The 16,072-nt window shown below is 66.1% G+C and carries 17 protein-coding genes and 1 tRNA gene; 5 read left to right on the top strand and 13 right to left on the bottom strand.

Annotated features, from left to right (window positions below; genetic code table 11):
* Window positions 1–94 precede the first annotated feature (94 nt).
* The 11 genes from M8A51_RS02320 to tsaD form a co-directional block, all read right to left on the bottom strand.
* Window positions 95–691 carry an NADH-quinone oxidoreductase subunit C gene (locus M8A51_RS02320; RefSeq protein ID WP_251776492.1) on the bottom strand — a complete coding sequence of 199 codons (597 nt, stop codon included), beginning with the start codon at window positions 689–691 and terminating at the stop codon, window positions 95–97.
* A 17-nt stretch (window positions 692–708) separates the two neighbouring features.
* Entirely contained in the window at window positions 709–1,185 is a 477-nt protein-coding gene (locus tag M8A51_RS02315; RefSeq protein WP_251776491.1) for a NuoB/complex I 20 kDa subunit family protein, read from the bottom strand.
* A gap of 16 nt (window positions 1,186–1,201) precedes the next feature.
* On the bottom strand, window positions 1,202–1,561 hold the full coding sequence (locus M8A51_RS02310) for an NADH-quinone oxidoreductase subunit A (RefSeq protein ID WP_251776490.1): 360 nt from the start codon (window positions 1,559–1,561) through the stop codon (window positions 1,202–1,204).
* A 214-nt stretch (window positions 1,562–1,775) separates the two neighbouring features.
* Window positions 1,776–1,860 (bottom strand) — tRNA-Leu (locus tag M8A51_RS02305).
* A 164-nt stretch (window positions 1,861–2,024) separates the two neighbouring features.
* Entirely contained in the window at window positions 2,025–2,417 is a 393-nt protein-coding gene (gene secG / locus M8A51_RS02300) for a preprotein translocase subunit SecG (protein WP_251776489.1), read from the bottom strand.
* Window positions 2,418–2,454: 37 nt separating this feature from the next.
* Entirely contained in the window at window positions 2,455–3,195 is a 741-nt protein-coding gene (gene tpiA / locus M8A51_RS02295; protein ID WP_251776488.1) for a triose-phosphate isomerase, read from the bottom strand.
* 56 nt (window positions 3,196–3,251) lie between these two features.
* Complete coding sequence (locus M8A51_RS02290; RefSeq protein ID WP_251776487.1) at window positions 3,252–4,238, bottom strand: NAD(P)H-quinone oxidoreductase; 987 nt, start codon at window positions 4,236–4,238, stop codon at window positions 3,252–3,254.
* A gap of 75 nt (window positions 4,239–4,313) precedes the next feature.
* On the bottom strand, window positions 4,314–6,464 hold the full coding sequence (gene pnp, locus M8A51_RS02285) for a polyribonucleotide nucleotidyltransferase (protein ID WP_251776486.1): 2,151 nt from the start codon (window positions 6,462–6,464) through the stop codon (window positions 4,314–4,316).
* Window positions 6,465–6,777: 313 nt separating this feature from the next.
* Window positions 6,778–7,047 (bottom strand): 30S ribosomal protein S15, encoded by a 270-nt coding sequence (gene rpsO, locus M8A51_RS02280; RefSeq protein ID WP_251776485.1) that lies wholly within the window; start codon window positions 7,045–7,047, stop codon window positions 6,778–6,780.
* Between the two features lie 175 nt (window positions 7,048–7,222).
* Window positions 7,223–8,500 (bottom strand): branched-chain amino acid ABC transporter substrate-binding protein, encoded by a 1,278-nt coding sequence (locus M8A51_RS02275; RefSeq protein WP_407062191.1) that lies wholly within the window; start codon window positions 8,498–8,500, stop codon window positions 7,223–7,225.
* Between the two features lie 74 nt (window positions 8,501–8,574).
* The gene (gene tsaD / locus M8A51_RS02270) at window positions 8,575–9,606 is read right to left on the bottom strand and encodes a tRNA (adenosine(37)-N6)-threonylcarbamoyltransferase complex transferase subunit TsaD (RefSeq protein ID WP_251776565.1); all 1,032 of its coding nucleotides are present in this window, start codon (window positions 9,604–9,606) and stop codon (window positions 8,575–8,577) included.
* Window positions 9,607–9,828: 222 nt separating this feature from the next.
* On the opposite strand from tsaD, the gene M8A51_RS02265 reads away from it, so the two are divergent.
* From M8A51_RS02265 to M8A51_RS02245, 5 genes are all read left to right on the top strand, one after another.
* Window positions 9,829–10,119 carry a hypothetical protein gene (locus tag M8A51_RS02265; protein WP_251776484.1) on the top strand — a complete coding sequence of 97 codons (291 nt, stop codon included), beginning with the start codon at window positions 9,829–9,831 and terminating at the stop codon, window positions 10,117–10,119.
* Between the two features lie 90 nt (window positions 10,120–10,209).
* The gene (locus M8A51_RS02260; protein ID WP_251776483.1) at window positions 10,210–10,842 is read left to right on the top strand and encodes an ANTAR domain-containing response regulator; all 633 of its coding nucleotides are present in this window, start codon (window positions 10,210–10,212) and stop codon (window positions 10,840–10,842) included.
* A 270-nt stretch (window positions 10,843–11,112) separates the two neighbouring features.
* On the top strand, window positions 11,113–12,369 hold the full coding sequence (locus M8A51_RS02255; RefSeq protein WP_251776482.1) for an ABC transporter substrate-binding protein: 1,257 nt from the start codon (window positions 11,113–11,115) through the stop codon (window positions 12,367–12,369).
* A gap of 23 nt (window positions 12,370–12,392) precedes the next feature.
* Window positions 12,393–13,304, top strand: coding sequence for a nitrate ABC transporter permease (gene ntrB, locus M8A51_RS02250; protein WP_407062193.1), 912 nt, complete (start codon window positions 12,393–12,395; stop codon window positions 13,302–13,304).
* Between the two features lie 11 nt (window positions 13,305–13,315).
* Window positions 13,316–14,119 carry an ABC transporter ATP-binding protein gene (locus tag M8A51_RS02245; RefSeq protein WP_251776480.1) on the top strand — a complete coding sequence of 268 codons (804 nt, stop codon included), beginning with the start codon at window positions 13,316–13,318 and terminating at the stop codon, window positions 14,117–14,119.
* A gap of 140 nt (window positions 14,120–14,259) precedes the next feature.
* Here the strand turns inward: M8A51_RS02245 and lgt are convergent, their stop codons facing one another.
* Together lgt and M8A51_RS02235 are read right to left on the bottom strand one after the other, a co-directional pair.
* Entirely contained in the window at window positions 14,260–15,078 is an 819-nt protein-coding gene (lgt, locus tag M8A51_RS02240) for a prolipoprotein diacylglyceryl transferase (protein ID WP_251776479.1), read from the bottom strand.
* Window positions 15,078–16,013 (bottom strand): LysR family transcriptional regulator, encoded by a 936-nt coding sequence (locus M8A51_RS02235; RefSeq protein ID WP_251776478.1) that lies wholly within the window; start codon window positions 16,011–16,013, stop codon window positions 15,078–15,080. Before M8A51_RS02235 ends, lgt begins: the two co-directional genes overlap by 1 nt.
* Between the last annotated feature and the right edge of the window lie 59 nt (window positions 16,014–16,072).

The following is a 16,072-nucleotide window of genomic DNA, read 5'->3' as shown; positions in this document are numbered from 1 at the left end:
CAATCCGAGCGGAACACCGCGGATCCGGCTTTGCCGGTCTGCTGGTGTCGCCCCCTCGAAGAGGGCGAGCGAAGCGCGTAGGGGTGATCCGTCATCAGTGCAGCCCACCGTAGTTCTCTTCACGAATCACGCGGGGCGTGATCTCGCGCGGCTCGATCGTCACCGGCTGGTAGATGACGCGCTTCTGTTCGGCGTCATAGCGCATCTCGACGTGACCGGTGACCGGGAAGTCCTTGCGGAACGGGTGGCCGATGAAGCCATAGTCGGTCAGCAGGCGACGAAGATCGAGGTGGTCTTCGAAGACGATGCCATAGAGGTCGAAAGCCTCGCGTTCAAACCAGTTGGCCGCATTCCACACCTCGTTGACCGAGGCCACCATCGGCAGGTCGTCGTCGGGGCAGAACACCTTCAGGCGCAGGCGCCAGTTGTGGGTGATTGACAGCAGGTGTGTCGCGACGCAGTAGCGCGGGCCCTCGTAGCGGCCGTCGCCGTAGGCCGAATAGTCGAGACCGCACAGGTCGATCAACTGCTCGAAGCGCAGCTCCGGCGAGTCGCGCAGCGTACGTGCGACGTCAAGATAGTCCGTCGCCCCGACGGTGAGCGTCAGCTCTCCGCGATCGGCCACGATGCGCTTGATCCTGGAGCCCAGCACCGTCTCCAGCGCTGCCTGTAGGGTGTCGATTTTGCTCATAGGGCGGGGGTGCGCGTTCAGCGGGCGATCGTGTTTTCGCGGCGGATCTTGGTCTGCAATTGCAGAATGCCGTACAGCAGCGCTTCGGCGGTCGGCGGGCAACCGGGAACGTAGACGTCCACCGGCACGATGCGGTCGCATCCGCGCACCACCGAATAGCTGTAGTGGTAGTACCCGCCACCATTGGCGCACGACCCCATCGACAGCACCCAGCGAGGCTCGGCCATCTGGTCGTAGACCTTGCGCAGCGCGGGCGCCATCTTGTTGCACAGCGTGCCGGCGACGATCATCAGATCGGACTGCCGAGGACTCGGGCGGAACAGCATGCCGAAACGGTCGATGTCGTAGCGCGCCGCGCCGGCGTGCATCATCTCGACCGCGCAGCAAGCCAGGCCGAAGGTCATCGGCCACAGCGATCCGGTCTTGGACCAGTTGATCAGCTTGTCGGCCGTCGTGGTGATGAAGCCTTCCTTGAGGACGCCTTCGATACTCATCGCGATACTCCTCGCATCATTCCCAGTCCAGGGCGCCCTTCTTCCACTCGTAGACGAAACCCACGACGAGGATGCCCAGGAAAATCATCATGGCCCAGAAGCCGACCGGACCGATCTCGCGCAATGCGATCGCCCACGGGAAGAGGAAGGCGATTTCGAGGTCGAAAAGAATGAACAGGATGGCGACGAGGTAGTAGCGCACGTCGAATTTCATGCGCGCGTCCTCGAAAGCCTCGAAGCCGCATTCGTACGGCGAGTTCTTCTCGGGATCCGGCTTGCGCGGGCCGAGCAGGAAGCCCAGCGCCTGAGGGGCGACGCCAACCGCGATACCGACCAGGATGAACAGGATGACAGGGAGGTAGGGGTCGAGGCTCATGATGGCTCTTGAACGCGTGGCTCGCTGGTTCGGAGGTTGGCTGCGCGAAAGATTTCAGAGATCCGGCTCACCCGCGCCGGCAAAAAGAAGGCGCGCTGTTCCCAGCGGAGACCCCGCTGTTCAGCACGCCCACTTTCCCCTGCGGTTGTCCCCTTCAGACCACTTTCAGGGCGGCCGATGCGGCACCGGATGAAAACCGCATCGATTGAATTCCTGGTGCCGACGGCGAGACTCGAACTCGCACAGCTTTCGCCACTACCCCCTCAAGATAGCGTGTCTACCAATTTCACCACGTCGGCCCGGTGTGATCCCGTGCGATTCGCTCGGGTGGCTCGATGGCGAGACACCTTCCTGAAGCACGGCGTTTGTTCGGTTTGCATGAGGATGAATGGCTCCCCGAACAGCCTTGCATTCTAACTCGAAAGCAGTGCGCCCTCAATGGAGCGCACCTGCTGCCGGCACATTATTGAGCCGGAATTTGAGCTGCGCCGGACGCGGGCTGCTCGGGCGCGGCCGGTTGCGGCGCGGCACCGGGGATCTGGCCTGCACCGCCGGCCGGCTCTGACGCGGCCGGCGCGGCGCGCTCGAGCACGCTGGCGCCTTCGCTCTCGACGGGGCGGGCATTGGACAGATAGGCCAGCGCCAGCGTGCAGACGAAGAACACCGTCGCACACACGGCGGTGGTGCGCGACAGGAAGTTCGCGCTGCCGGTGGCGCCGAACAGGCTGCCGGACGAGCCGCTGCCGAAGGAAGCGCCCATGTCGGCGCCCTTGCCGTGCTGCACCAGCACGAGCCCGATCATGACCAGCGCCGCCAGCAACTGCACGACGAGGATCAGGGTGGTCATCAACTGCATCGAGGTTCTCCAGAAATCTTGTGTCGAGCGCGGCAGCTCACAGCGCCGCGCGGCAGATGGCGACGAAATCGGCCGCCTTCAAGGACGCGCCGCCGATCAGGCCGCCGTCGATATCGGGTTGCGCGAACAGCGTGGCGGCGTTGTCGGCCTTCACGCTGCCGCCGTAGAGGATCTTCATGGCGCCGGCATGCTCGGTCGCGGCGTGCAACTGCGCCCGCAGCACGGCGTGCACTTCCTGCGCCTGCTCCGGCGTCGCCGTCCGGCCGGTGCCGATGGCCCAGACCGGCTCGTACGCGATCACCGCCTGCGGGACGCAATGGCCGAGCGTATGGATCACCGCAGAGAGCTGGCGCTTGACGACCGCTTCGGTCTGGCCGGCTTCGCGTTCAGCGAGCGTCTCGCCCACGCAGACGATGGGCACCAGCCCCTTGCCGACAACCAGCTTGGCCTTGTCGGCGACCAACTGGTCGCTCTCGGCGTGGTAAGCCCTGCGCTCGGAGTGGCCGACGATCACGTAGCGGCAGCCGACGTCGGCCAACATGGCCGCCGAGACTTCGCCGGTGAAGGCGCCCTGCTCGTGCGCCGAGCAGTCCTGCGCGCCGAGCGCGATGTGGCTGCCCTGCAGCACCAGCACACAGGTGGAAAGGTACGGGAACGGCACGCACACCGCAGCCTCGCAGACGAAGGGCTCGGCCGCGCGGACGCCGGCCAGCAGTTCGCCATTGGACGCCAGGCTGCCGTGCATTTTCCAGTTGCCGACGACAAGTTTGCGACGCATGTGTGAAGTTCTCCGTTCCCGCTGGAAAAGTTGCAGATTCTAAGGAGCCGGGCCGCTCACCAGACCAGCACGATCTTGCCGATGTGCTGATTCGATTCCATCAGCGCATGCGCCTCGGCCGCCTGCGCAGCCGCAAAGGTGCGGAACACCACCGGCTCGATCTTGCGCTGTGCCAGCAGCGGCCAGACCCTGTCCTTGAGCTGGCGCGCAACAGCAGCCTTGAAGGCTACCGGACGCGGCCGCAGTGTGGAGCCGGTCAGCGTCAGACGCCGGCGCATCAGGTTGGCAAGGTCGACCTCGGCCTTGCTGCCCCCTTGCAGCGCAATGATCACCAGCCGGCCGTCGTCGGCCAGGCAGCCGAGTTCGCGCGGGACGTAACTGCCGGCCACCATGTCGAGGATGACGTCGGCGCCGCGGCCGTTGGTGAGCCGCTGCACCTCGGCGACGAAGTCGTGGCTGCGGTAGTTGATCGCGTGGTCTGCGCCGAGCCTGGTGCAGGCGTCGCACTTCTCGTCGCTGCCGGCCGTGGCCAGGACGGTCGCGCCGAAGGCCTTGCCGAGCTGGATGGCGGTGACGCCGATGCCGCTCGAACCGCCTTGCACCAGCAGCGTTTCGCCGGCGGCGAGGTGGGCGCGATCGAACACGTTGGACCAGACGGTGAAAAAGGTCTCCGGCAGGCCGGCCGCCTCGACGTCGGACCAGCCGTCCGGCACGGGCAGGCATTGCGCCGCCGGCGCGACACACAGCTCGGCATAGCCTCCACCCTGCACCAGCGCGCAGACGCGATCGCCCGGCTTGAGCCCGGCACGCGCCATGCCATCGGCATCACCGCTGACGATCTGGCCGGCGACCTCGAGCCCCGGCAGATCCGAGGCTCCAGGCGGCACCGGGTAGTGCCCCTTGCGCTGCAACACGTCGGGGCGGTTGACCCCGCAGGCCCGCACACGGATCAGCACGTCCCCGGCACCGGGCACCGGGTCGGGCCGCTCGCAGGGCTGCAGCACTTCGGGCTCGCCGTAGCGAGTGATTTCGATCGCACGCATGATGAAGATGAAAGTGACGTTGGAAGCGCCGCCGGTGACCCGCCCTTCGGCGGAACACCGGCAGACCGCGCAGGCTTACTGCTGCTGTTGCTGCTGTTGCTGCTGTTGCTGTTCGGCGCCCGGGGCACCGCCGCTGCGCTCCAGCAGCGCTTTCATCGACAGCTTCACGCGACCCTTCTCGTCGGTTTCGAGCACTTTCACGCGGACGACCTGCCCTTCCTGCAGATAGTCGGTGACCTTGTTGACGCGCTCGTTGGCGATCTGGCTGATGTGCAGCAGGCCGTCCTTGCCGGGCAGCAGGTTCACCAGCGCGCCGAACTCGAGGATCTTGGTGACCGGGCCTTCGTAGATCTTGCCGACCTCGACTTCCGCGGTGATCTCCTCGATCTTCTTCTTGGCCAGGTCGGCCATCGCGCTGTCGGTCGATGCGATCGTGATGGTGCCGTCTTCCGCGATATCGATCTGCGTGCCGGTTTCCTCGGTCAGCGCGCGGATGGTGGCGCCCCCCTTGCCGATCACGTCGCGGATCTTTTCGGGGTTGATCTTCATCATGTACAGGCGCGGCGCGAACTGCGAGACCTCGGTCTTGGCGCCGCCCATCGCCTCCTGCATCTTGCCGAGGATGTGCATGCGCGCCTCCTTGGCCTGCGCCAGGGCGACCTGCATGATCTCTTTGGTGATGCCCTGGATCTTGATGTCCATCTGCAGCGCCGTCACACCGGTGGTCGTACCGGCCACCTTGAAGTCCATGTCGCCGAGGTGGTCCTCGTCACCGAGGATGTCGGTCAGCACCGCGAAGCGGTTGCCTTCCTTGATCAGGCCCATGGCAATGCCCGCGACATGCGCCTTCAGCGGCACGCCAGCGTCCATCAGCGCGAGACAGCCACCGCACACCGACGCCATCGACGACGAGCCGTTCGACTCGGTGATCTCTGAGACGATGCGGATCGCGTAGGCGAACTCGTCCTTCGGAGGCAGCACCGGGATCAGCGCCCGCTTGGCCAGCCGGCCATGGCCGATCTCGCGGCGCTTGGGGCTGCCCACGCGGCCGGTTTCGCCGGTCGCGAACGGGGGCATGTTGTAGTGCAGCATGAAGCGGTCGGTGAACTCGCCCGACAGCGCGTCGATGATCTGGGCGTCGCGCTCGGTGCCGAGCGTCGCGACGACCACCGCCTGCGTCTCGCCGCGGGTGAACAGCGCCGAGCCGTGCGTGCGCGGCAGCACCCCCGTGCGGATCTCGATCGGGCGCACGGTGCGGGTGTCGCGGCCGTCGATGCGCGGTTCGCCACCCAGGATCTGGCTGCGCACGATGCGGGCCTCGATGTCGAACAGCAGGCCTTCGACCTTGACTTCGTCGAACTCGGCGCCTTCGGCGCTCAGCGCGCCCTTGACCGCGGCATAGGCCTCGCGGGTGGCCTGCGTGCGGGCCTGCTTGGAACGGATCTGGTAGGCGGCACGCAGCTTGTCTTCGGCCAGTGCGCCCACCTTGGCGATGAAGCCTTCGTCCTTGGCCGGAGGCTGCCAGTTCCATTCGGGCTTGCCGGCTTCGCGCACCAGGTCATTGATGGCGGCGATCGCAACCTTGCCCTGCTCATGGCCGAACACCACCGCGCCCAGCATGACATCCTCGGGCAACTGGTCGGCTTCCGACTCGACCATCAGCACGGCCGCTTCGGTGCCGGCAACGACGAGGTCGAGACGCGACTGCGTCTGCTGCGTCTTGCTCGGGTTCAGCACGTATTCGTTGTTGATGTAGCCGACGCGCGCAGCACCGATCGGGCCGTTGAACGGGATGCCGGAGATCGCCAGCGCGGCGCTCGAGGCGATCAGCGCGGCGATGTCGGCATCGACCTCCGGGTTCAGCGACAGCACGTGGATCACCACCTGCACCTCGTTGAAGAAGCCCTCGGGGAACAGCGGACGGATCGGGCGGTCGATCAGGCGCGAAGTCAGCGTCTCGAGCTCGCTCGGGCGGCCTTCACGCTTGAAGAAGCTGCCGGGGATCTTGCCGGCCGCGTAGGTCTTCTCGATGTAGTCGACCGTCAGCGGAAAGAAGTCCTGGCCCGGCTTGGGGTTCTTGGCCGCGACGACGGTGGCGAGCACCACGGTGTCCTCGATGTCGACGACCACCGCACCGGTGGCCTGGCGGGCGATCTCGCCCGTTTCCATCGTGACGGTGCGGGAACCCCACTGGAAGGTCTTGGTGACTTTGTTGAACATGCTCATGTCGTGTCTCCATTCAAAGGCGCGCGCCGGGCGCGCCGAAACCGGAGCCAAAACGCTGGAGCGGAGTGCCATTCCAGCGGGGCTCGGTGAAGAACCCCGCTGGAATGACACAGCAACCCCATTCAGTCGCTTCGACTCCAAAAAACGAAGAGCCTGTGCTGGCACGTCCAGACAGGCTCTTCTTCACCGTGCGGCTCCCTTCGACCCACCGCGCCGAGTGACCGGCCCCATCGAGGCCGCGCACCGGGGTGCTGCGGCCCCTTGCGGGAGCCATGCCACGCTGGACGCGGGCCGTGCAGGAGCTGCGGCCAACTTACTTGCGCAGGCCCAGTTTCTGGATCAGCGAGGTGTAGCGGTCGGCGTCCTTGTTCTTCAGGTAGGCCAGCAGGCGCTTGCGGCGGTTGACCATCTTCAGCAGGCCGCGGCGACCGTGGTGGTCCTTGGCGTGCGTCTTGAAGTGAGGGGTCAGCTCGTTGATGCGGGCGGTCAGCAGGGCCACCTGCACTTCCGGGGAGCCGGTATCGGCCGGGCCGCGCGCGTTCGCCTTGATGATCTCGGCGGTGTTCATATCTGCGATGGACATCGGATTCCTTCAATGGAAACCGCTGCCCGGCGAGTGTTGATGCGAGCGCGCGGTTTCGTTGCCACTTGCGGTCGCGGGTGAAACCAACCCACGCCGTGCTTGTGCCTTGCAGCCCCCGTCAAACAGCGGCGGACGCAGCAAAACCCGGGAATTATACGGGAAGCGGCCGAACCGCTCAGGGGCGATCCATGGCGCAGGCGTGCGGCAGCTCGGTTTGCGCCGCTGGCACATGGCGCACCGTCCGGAAGCCGAAGCCGGAGCCTTCGTTGTCGAAACGGGTCCCTTCGCTGCCGACGCGCTGCATCTCGCTCACATACAACGGCTGGATGAACTGGTGATCAGCAGCCCGCATCCGGCCTTCATGGACCCCGCCCAGCGCGCGGCCGTCGAATCGAGCCCCTTCCAGGGCGCGGGCCACGGCTGCCGCTTCCGTGCTGCCGGCAGCCTCGATGGCTTGCGCCAGCATCTCCACCATGGCCTGCATGCGGGCATGCAGGTAGTCGTCCTCGGAGCGGGGAAAACGCTGGCGAAAGCTGGTGTAGAACGCATCGGATGCCGGCGCGCCGGTGTTCGGGTGCCATTCAGCCACCGCAAGCACCCGCCCCACCCCGGCGGCACCGATCGCCGCCGGCACCCCCAGAGCATTGCCGTAGAACGTGTAGAACTTCGCGTCCAGCCCCGCCTCGCGAGCGGCCTTGACGAGCAGCGTGAGGTCGTTGCCCCAGTTGCCGGTGACGACCGCCTGCGCGCCGCTGGCCTTGATCTTGGCGGCATACGGCAGGAAGTCCTTGATGCGACCGATCGGGTGCAGTTCCTCGCCCACCACCTGCAGCCCGGGACGGCGCTGCGCGAGCAGCTCGCGAGCCTTGCGCACCACGTGCTGCCCGAAGCTGTAGTCCTGACCGATCAGGTAGACCTTCTGCACGGCAAGATCGGCCGTCAGCACGTCCATCAGGGCCGCCAGGCGCATGTCGGCATGCGCGTCGAAGCGGAAGTGCCAGAAGCTGCAGCGCTCGTTGGTGAGGCTGGGCTCGACCGCGGAGTAGTTGAGGAACAGGGCGCGCCGTTGCGGCTCGCGCTGGTTGTGCTTGTTCAGGGCATCGATCAGCGCGGCGGCTGTGGCCGAGCTGTTGCCCTGCAGCACGAAGCCGATGTCCTGGTCCATCGCCGACTTGAACATCGACAGCGCCTCATCGGTCGTACCCTTGCTGTCGAAGCGAATCACCTCGAGCGGCCGGGGACCGTCGGGCAGCCTGACGCCGCCACGCGCATTGATGCGCTCGACAGCCCAGACGATGTTGCGGTGCACCGCTTCCCCGGCATTGCCGAAACTGCCGGAGAGGCCTTCGATCAGCGCCAGCTTGACCGGGCGGGGCTGGGCCGCGACGAGCGTAGCCGTCAAAAGCAGCAGCGCAGCGAGCGCGAGCATGGAGCAGTGTCGGAAGGTCGGCATGGCAAGCATCGAAAGAGGGCGCGACGACCGCGCAGGAACGAGGCGCGAGATTCTAGGGCCTGGCCCGTACGGGCTCAGACGGCGGCGAGTTCCCAGCGAGGCTTGACGTCGAAGGCATAGTCGCGCACCGCCCGCGAGCGCCCTGCCTGCAGGCGCATTGCCGCAGCCAGGGCAATCATCGCGCCGTTGTCCGTGCACAGCGCCAGCTCGGGATAGTGCACCCGGATGCCTCGCTTGCCGCAGGCGAGATCGAGCTGCTCGCGCAAGGACCGGTTTGCGCCGACACCGCCGGCGACCACCAGGCGCTTCAGCCCGGTCTGCTTCAACGCTGCCAGCGACTTCTTCAGCAACACCTCGACGATCGCAGCCTGGGTGGCGGCAGCCAGATGGGCGCGGTCCTGCTCGCAGACATTGGTGCCGAGCTTGCGCACCTGCGTCCACACTGCCGTCTTCAGCCCGGCAAACGAGAAGTCGAGCGTGCCGCTGTGCAGCAGCGGTCGCGGCAGGTCGAACGTGGACGGGTCGCCAAACTCGGCCAGCCGGGACAGTTGCGGCCCGCCGGGGTAGCCCAGCCCCAACAACTTGGCGGATTTGTCAAAGGCTTCCCCGGCCGCGTCGTCGACGGTCTCGCCGAGCAGCTCGTAGGCACCGACGCCGTCGACCCGCATCAGTTGAGTGTGGCCCCCGGAGACGAGCAGCGCGACGAAGGGGAACTGTGGCGGGTCGACTGACAGGAAAGGCGACAGCAGGTGACCCTCGAGATGATGGATCCCCAGCACCGGCTTGCCGAGCGACGCGGCCAGCGCGCACGCGCCCCCTGCACCCACCAGCAGGGCACCGGCGAGCCCGGGACCGCGCGTGTAGGCAATGACATCCACCTCGGAGAGGCCGCAGCCGGCCGCGTCGAACACTTGCCGCGCCAGCGGCAACAAGCGGCGGATGTGATCGCGGGACGCCAGTTCAGGCACCACTCCGCCGTAGGCCTGGTGCATGTCGACCTGGCTGTGCAGGGCGTGGGACAGCAAGCGGGGAATGCCCTGGTCGGCGGCACGAACGAGTGCCACACCTGTTTCGTCGCAGGAGGATTCGATGCCGAGGACCAACATGCCGCGCAGTGTATCTTCCGACACCTTGGCCCTTCCGACGAGGCGCCTTGCAGCAGCTGGCGTGCCGGTCAACCCCTATTGCTCGCGTTTTGTCACATCTTCATGCTAGGGTTTGCACCAAAGTAGGCCTTATTGCTCTTTGCAAGGGAAAACCACCCCGGTAGGCTTCGCTCCCTTGCATCGCAAGACGAGGCGGCTGACCGCCCGGGAGTCGTTGGAGCCATGAAAGAATACAAATTGTCGGGCTGGCCGGAGCTACCGGTTGCTTACCAGCGAACCGCCTACCAGCGGATGCTGCATCAGATGTCGCAAGGCTTCGTGCCGCTCGCCCAGTTGCTGCGGGCCAGCGGGCTGGGACGCGAGGCGGTGCGGCAGTTTCTCGGCCGGCTGAACGCCAGCGGCGTGCTGCTCGAACGAGACCATGCCGAGGCGCCCCGCGCACTGACCGCGGCCGGCCGTTCGCTGGAATGGCTGCGCCGCACGCTGCGTCCGCATCCGCCGCGCCACCTCTGACGCCCGCCCTTCCCGACACGACGACGCCGGCAACACGCCGGCGTTTTGCATGGCGAGTGGCTGGCCTGGATGTTGCTGCCTTGCCGCGCCATGGACACCGCTCCTGCCCTGCGCATCGTCATCGTCGCCCCCGACACCCTGGCCCCCGATCCGGCCGACGCCCAGGCGTGGTGGGAGGCCGAGCGCTCTCGCAGCCTGCGCATCGGCCTGCTGGAGGGCGGCTACAACATCGTCGCAGTGCTGCCGCCTGACGTATTCCTGCCCGAGCGGCTGGCGCAGATCCAGCCGGACATGATCATCGTCGACGCGGAAAGCCAGGCTCGCGACACGCTGGAGCATGTGGTGTTCGCGACCCGCGACGCACGCCGCCCCATCGTGCTGTTCACCGATGACAGCGATACGTCCCACGTGAAGGACGCCATCGCGGCCGGCGTGACGGCCTATGTGGTCGCGGGCCTCGCCTCGGAGCGCGTCAAACCGGTCCTGGACATCGCACTCGCCCGGTTCCAACACGAGGAGGGTCTGCGCCGGGAACTGGCCGACGCCAGGACGCAATTGCAGGACCGCAAGGTCGTCGACCGCGCAAAAGGCATCCTGATGAGCCGGCACCGCTGCAACGAGCAGGACGCCTATGAACGGCTGCGCAAGGCGTCGATGGACAAGGGGCTGCGTCTCGCCGACGTGGCGCAGCGCGTGATCGACGTGGCGGACATGCTCGGATGAGCGTGAACAGCGCGAGCCGCACAGCGCTTGTGCGGTGCACGCGCCGCCGCGCACCGTAACGGGGCTCAAGCGGGCGGAGTTGCCGGTTTTCTGCTGGCACAGGGGTTGCGAGAGTCGCCTCGGGGATCAACGGCGATCCCTGCATGGATGCGAGTGCCTCAGTGGCGAGGCGGCTTGCTCCAGGACGAAGGCGTCCTCACCGATCCGTCATTCGAGACGGCTCGCGTGTGGACGCCTTTTTGTTTTGCGACTTCCAACACGAGGGTCGAGATGAAAGTGAACGCATCGCAGAAAGCCTCCCTGAGCCGGCGTACGGTATTGAAGGCGACCGCCGCCGCCGGCGCGAGCAGCATGGTGCCGGGCCTGCAGTCTGCCGTCTGGGCACAAGGCTCCGACAAGCCAGAAAAGGAAGAGGTGCGCATCGGCTTCATTCCGCTGACCGACTGCGCGTCGGTCGTGATGGCCTCCGTGCTCGGCATCGACAGGAAGTACGGCGTCAAGATCATCCCGACCAAGGAAGCATCCTGGGCCGGTGTGCGGGACAAGCTGGTCAATGGCGAGCTGGACATAGCGCACGTGCTCTACGGTCTGATCTACGGCGTGCATCTCGGCATCAGCGGCCCGAAGAAGGACATGGCGGTGCTGATGAGCCTGAACAACAACGGGCAGGCGATCACGCTCTCGAAGAAGCTGGCCGAAAAGGGTGCCGTCGATGGCGCCTCCCTGGCCAAGGCCATGGCCGCCGACAAGCGCGACTACACCTTCGCGCAGACCTTCCCGACCGGCACGCATGCGATGTGGCTGTACTACTGGCTGGCTTCGGCCGGGATCAACCCTTTCAAGGAGGCCAAGGTGATCACCGTGCCGCCGCCGCAGATGGTGGCGAACATGCGCGTCGGCAACATGGACGGCTTCTGCGTGGGCGAGCCGTGGAACCACCGCGCCATCATGGACGGCATCGGCGTCACTGCGGTGACGACGCAGGAGGTCTGGAAGGACCACCCCGAGAAGACACTGGGCACGACCGCCGACTTCGTCAAGAAGCACCCCAATACCTGCCGCGCCGTGATGGCGGCCATCCTGGAGGCCGGCAAGTGGATCGACGCGGGCCTGCAGAACAAGCTGAAGATGGCCGAGACGGTGGCCGACAAGGCGTACGTGAACACCAGCGTCGACGCGATCAACCAGCGCATCCTGGGCCGCTACCAGAACGGCCTCGGCAAGACCTGGGACGACCCCAATCACATGAAATTCTTCAACGACGGCGCGGTGAACTTCCCCTATCTGAGCGACGGCATGTGGTTCCTGACTCAGCACAAGCGCTGGGGGCTGGTGAAGGAGCACCCGGACTACCTGGGGGTGGCCAGGCAGATCAACCAGATCGAGCTGTACAAGCAGGCGGCCGCCGCTGCCAAGGTCAGCGTGCCGAAAGACCTCATGAGATCGAGCAAGCTGATCGACGGCGTGGTGTGGGACGGCAAGGAGCCGGCCAAGTACGCCGACGGGTTCAAGATCAAGAACGGTTGATGCCGCACCTCAAGGAGAACACGATGGTCAGTGCCGTCTTTCACCCGTCGGTGACGGAAACCCGCAACGCCGACAACGGCAGCCTCCGCGCCGCTCCCCTGACAGCGAGGCCTGCGCCGACTTCCCCGGACCCGGCAGCTCAGAAGCCGCCGGCCCGCGTCTTCGACTGGAAAGGCCTGGGGCTGAAGGTGCTGCCGCCGATCTTCGGCATCGGGCTGCTGCTGGGCATTTGGGCGCTCGCGACGATCGACGGCGCCCGCTTCCCGACCCCGGCCGCGACGTTCGATGCGACGGTGACGATCTTCAGCGACCCCTTCTACAGCAACGGCCCGAATGATCAGGGGATCGGTTGGAACGTGCTGTACTCGCTGCAGCGCGTGGCGCTGGGCTTCGGGCTGGCCGCGCTGGTGGGCATTCCGCTCGGTTTCATGATCGGTCGCTTTGCGGTGCTCGACAGCATGGTCTCGCCCGTCGTGAGCCTGTTGCGCCCGGTCTCGCCGCTGGCGTGGCTGCCGATCGGGTTGCTGGTGTTCCAGTCGGCCAACCCGGCGGCGATCTGGACCATCTTCATCTGCTCGATCTGGCCGATGATCATCAACACCGCGGTCGGCGTGCAGCGCGTGCCGCAGGACTACCTGAACGTGGCCAAGGTGCTGAACCTGAGCGAATGGAGGGTGATCACGAAGATCCTTGTCCCCGCGGTGTTGCCCTACATGCTGACCGGCGTGCGCTTGTCCGTCGGCACCGCGTGGCTGGTCATCGTCGCCGCTGAAATGCTGACCGGCGGGGTCGGCATCGGCTTCTGGGTCTGGGACGAGTGGAACAACCTGAACGTCCAGCACATCCTGATCGCGATTTTCATGATCGGCGTGGTCGGCCTGATGCTCGAACACATGCTGATCTTCGTCGCCAAACGCTTCAGCTACGAAGATTGAAGGAGGACCGCATGAGCCGACACTTCATCGAAGTCCAGAACGCCGAGATGGTGTTCCACACCCGCAAGGGCCACTTTCATGCGTTGCGCGACATCCGGCTCGGTGTCGACCAAGGGGAGTTCGTCACGCTGATCGGGCACTCGGGCTGCGGCAAATCGACCTTGCTGAATCTGATCGCCGGCCTGCTCACGCCCACCGAAGGCGTGCTGCTGTGCGACAACCGTGAGATCGACGCGCCCGGGCCCGAACGCGCGGTGGTGTTCCAGAACCACTCGCTGCTGCCGTGGTTGACCTGTTTCGACAACGTCCACCTGGCCGTGGAGCGCGTCTTCGGCCGCAAGGAAGGCAAGGCCCAGCTCAAAGCGCGCACCCAGGCGGCACTGGAACTGGTGGGCATGGGACACGCACTGTCGAAGCGCCCGCACGAGATCTCGGGCGGCATGAAGCAGCGCGTGGGAATTGCACGGGCGCTGGCGATGGAGCCCAAGGTGCTGCTGATGGACGAGCCCTTCGGTGCACTCGACGCGTTGACGCGCGCTCACCTGCAGGACGAGTTGCTGAAGATCGTGGCGCGCACGCACAGTACCGTGGTGATGGTGACGCACGACGTCGACGAGGCGGTGCTGCTGTCCGACCGCATCGTGATGATGACCAACGGCCCCGCCGCGACGATCGGGGACATCTTGTCGGTCGGGCTGCCGAGGCCCCGCGATCGCGTCGCGCTCTCCGAGGACCCGCGTTACATCGCTTGCCGCAAGAGCGTGCTGGATTTTCTGTACACGCGGCACATCCACGCCGAGAAGATCGCGGCTTGAGTGCGCGCAGCGCCGCGGCTGGCACAACGCTTGCGTGAGCAGGTGCACGCCACGTTGGCGGTTTGCTCCTTATCTCCTCAGGGCTTTGCCCTCTTCGACGGTCTTTGCGCTTCGCGCGCAAAGACCGCTTTTTTTGGGTGCTATGCCCTCGTCTGGGGCATCGCGGCAGGCTGGCGCCCCGACCACCACCACAGCAGCGCACCGGCAACGATCATGGGGATGCACAGCCACTGACCCATGCTCATGTTCAATGCCAGCAAACCGAGAAAGCTGTCCGGCTCGCGGAAGTACTCGGCGATGAAACGGAAGATGCCATAGCCGGCCAGGAAGGCGCCCGACACCTGCCCTGTGGCGCGCGGCTTGCGCGCATAGAGCCACAGCAGCACGAACAACAGCATGCCTTCAAGCGCGAACTGGTACAGCGGCGACGGATGCCGCGCGATGTCGCTGCCCGACTGCGGATAGACCATCGCCCACGGCAGGCTCGGGTCGGCCGGGCGCCCCCACAGCTCGCCGTTGATGAAGTTGCCGATGCGCCCGGCGGCAAGACCCGTCGGCACGCAGGGGGCGATCAGGTCGGTCACGTCGAAGAAGCGACGCCTGCGGCTGCGGGCGTACAGCGCCATCGCGACCAGCACTCCCAGGAGCCCTCCGTGAAACGCCATGCCGCCTTGCCACACGGCGAAAACCTCGAGCGGATGCGCCAGGTAGTAGTTGGGCTTGTAGAACAGCACGTAGCCGATGCGCCCGCCGAGCACGACACCGAGCACGCCATAGAACAGCAGGTCCTCGACGTCACGTCGCGTCCAGCCTGCCTGTGCATACTGCGGTTGCTTCACGCGCAGCGAGGCCAGCCACAAAAACAGCCCGAAGGCGACAAGGTAGGTGATGCCGTACCAGTGAATCGCCAGGGGGCCGATCTTCAGCGCGATGGGGTCGAACTGTGGATGCACGAGCATCAGCGGGTTCCTCGGGTAGCGTGTGGTTGAAAGGGCTGCCTCGCGTCGGTCGCGCCGCCGTGCAGGCTCACGTGATCGATGAATCGGTCGACCACCGGTCGGTGCTGCAGCGGCCAGATCAGGCTGGTCTCGCAGGCCAGGCCGCTGGCAGCCAGCGGCCGGTAGGCGACACCCGGGCGCTGCAGCCGGGTGACCGATTCCGGCACCCACGCGACACCCATGCCGGCGGATACGAGGTTCACGATGGTCTGCATCTGGATCGCCTCCTGCGCGATCTGCGGCACCGCCTGGTGGCTGCTGTACAGCGAAAGCACCGCATCATAAAGCGAGGGGGTGATGGCCCGCGGGAAGATCACCAACGGCTCGCCCAGTGCGTCGCGCAGAGGCAGCCGCGGTCGCCGCGTCAACGCGTGGTCCGCCGCGAGTGCGAGCACCAGCGGCTCGCGCATCACGGGCAGTGCCTGGAATCCGGTCGGCGCAGCGCCCGGAGCATGGAGCACGAAGCCGGCGTCGATCTCGCCGGCGGCGAAGGCCTCGAGTTGCACGTCGAGCGTGGCCTCCTTCAGGCTCAGCGCGACACCGGGGTGAGTCTCTCGAAACCGCTTCAGCCAGCCGGGCAGCGGCCCATAACCCACGGTGGAGACGAAACCCAGACGCAGCTGCCCGAGCTGCCCCGCGGCCGCCGAGCGCACCAGTGGGCCGAGTTGCTCGGCTTCGGCCAGCAGCCGCCGAGCCTGGGGCAGCAAGGCCTCGCCGGCCGGGTTCAGCACCACCGAACGTCGCGTGCGCGCGAACAGCTCGGCGCCGAGCGTCTCCTCGAGTTGGCGGATCGCCATCGTCAACGGCGGCTGCGTCATGTGCAGGCGCTTGGCAGCGCGACCGAAGTGCAGCTCTTCGGCCACCGCGACGAACTGGCGCAGTTGGCGCAAATCCATTGATATATTTGGTAGATCAGAACTGCTCAAAAGATATATTTGAGCATCATTTACGCTCG

Origin of the sequence: Caldimonas mangrovi (genome assembly GCF_023721835.1) — a bacterium.
GTDB lineage: Bacteria > Pseudomonadota > Gammaproteobacteria > Burkholderiales > Burkholderiaceae_C > Caldimonas > Caldimonas mangrovi.
The sequence above is the reverse complement of the archived record's forward strand: the minus strand, read 5'-3'. Positions and strand labels throughout refer to the sequence as shown.

What these genes read in the sequence shown, in the direction of transcription:
- M8A51_RS02320 (WP_251776492.1), bottom strand. Translation starts at nt 691, where the DNA reads ATGAGCAAAATCGACACCCTACAGGCAGCGCTGGAGACGGTGCTGGGC.
- rpsO (WP_251776485.1), bottom strand. Translation starts at nt 7,047, where the DNA reads ATGTCCATCGCAGATATGAACACCGCCGAGATCATCAAGGCGAACGCG.
- M8A51_RS02265 (WP_251776484.1), top strand. Translation starts at nt 9,829, where the DNA reads ATGAAAGAATACAAATTGTCGGGCTGGCCGGAGCTACCGGTTGCTTAC.
- pnp (WP_251776486.1), bottom strand. Translation starts at nt 6,464, where the DNA reads ATGAGCATGTTCAACAAAGTCACCAAGACCTTCCAGTGGGGTTCCCGC.
- tsaD (WP_251776565.1), bottom strand. Translation starts at nt 9,606, where the DNA reads ATGTTGGTCCTCGGCATCGAATCCTCCTGCGACGAAACAGGTGTGGCA.
- M8A51_RS02315 (WP_251776491.1), bottom strand. Translation starts at nt 1,185, where the DNA reads ATGAGTATCGAAGGCGTCCTCAAGGAAGGCTTCATCACCACGACGGCC.
- M8A51_RS02290 (WP_251776487.1), bottom strand. Translation starts at nt 4,238, where the DNA reads ATGCGTGCGATCGAAATCACTCGCTACGGCGAGCCCGAAGTGCTGCAG.
- M8A51_RS02245 (WP_251776480.1), top strand. Translation starts at nt 13,316, where the DNA reads ATGAGCCGACACTTCATCGAAGTCCAGAACGCCGAGATGGTGTTCCAC.
- ntrB (WP_407062193.1), top strand. Translation starts at nt 12,393, where the DNA reads ATGGTCAGTGCCGTCTTTCACCCGTCGGTGACGGAAACCCGCAACGCC.
- lgt (WP_251776479.1), bottom strand. Translation starts at nt 15,078, where the DNA reads ATGCTCGTGCATCCACAGTTCGACCCCATCGCGCTGAAGATCGGCCCC.
- M8A51_RS02260 (WP_251776483.1), top strand. Translation starts at nt 10,210, where the DNA reads ATGGACACCGCTCCTGCCCTGCGCATCGTCATCGTCGCCCCCGACACC.
- tpiA (WP_251776488.1), bottom strand. Translation starts at nt 3,195, where the DNA reads ATGCGTCGCAAACTTGTCGTCGGCAACTGGAAAATGCACGGCAGCCTG.
- M8A51_RS02310 (WP_251776490.1), bottom strand. Translation starts at nt 1,561, where the DNA reads ATGAGCCTCGACCCCTACCTCCCTGTCATCCTGTTCATCCTGGTCGGT.
- M8A51_RS02235 (WP_251776478.1), bottom strand. Translation starts at nt 16,013, where the DNA reads ATGGATTTGCGCCAACTGCGCCAGTTCGTCGCGGTGGCCGAAGAGCTG.
- secG (WP_251776489.1), bottom strand. Translation starts at nt 2,417, where the DNA reads ATGCAGTTGATGACCACCCTGATCCTCGTCGTGCAGTTGCTGGCGGCG.
- M8A51_RS02255 (WP_251776482.1), top strand. Translation starts at nt 11,113, where the DNA reads ATGAAAGTGAACGCATCGCAGAAAGCCTCCCTGAGCCGGCGTACGGTA.
- M8A51_RS02275 (WP_407062191.1), bottom strand. Translation starts at nt 8,500, where the DNA reads ATGCCGACCTTCCGACACTGCTCCATGCTCGCGCTCGCTGCGCTGCTG.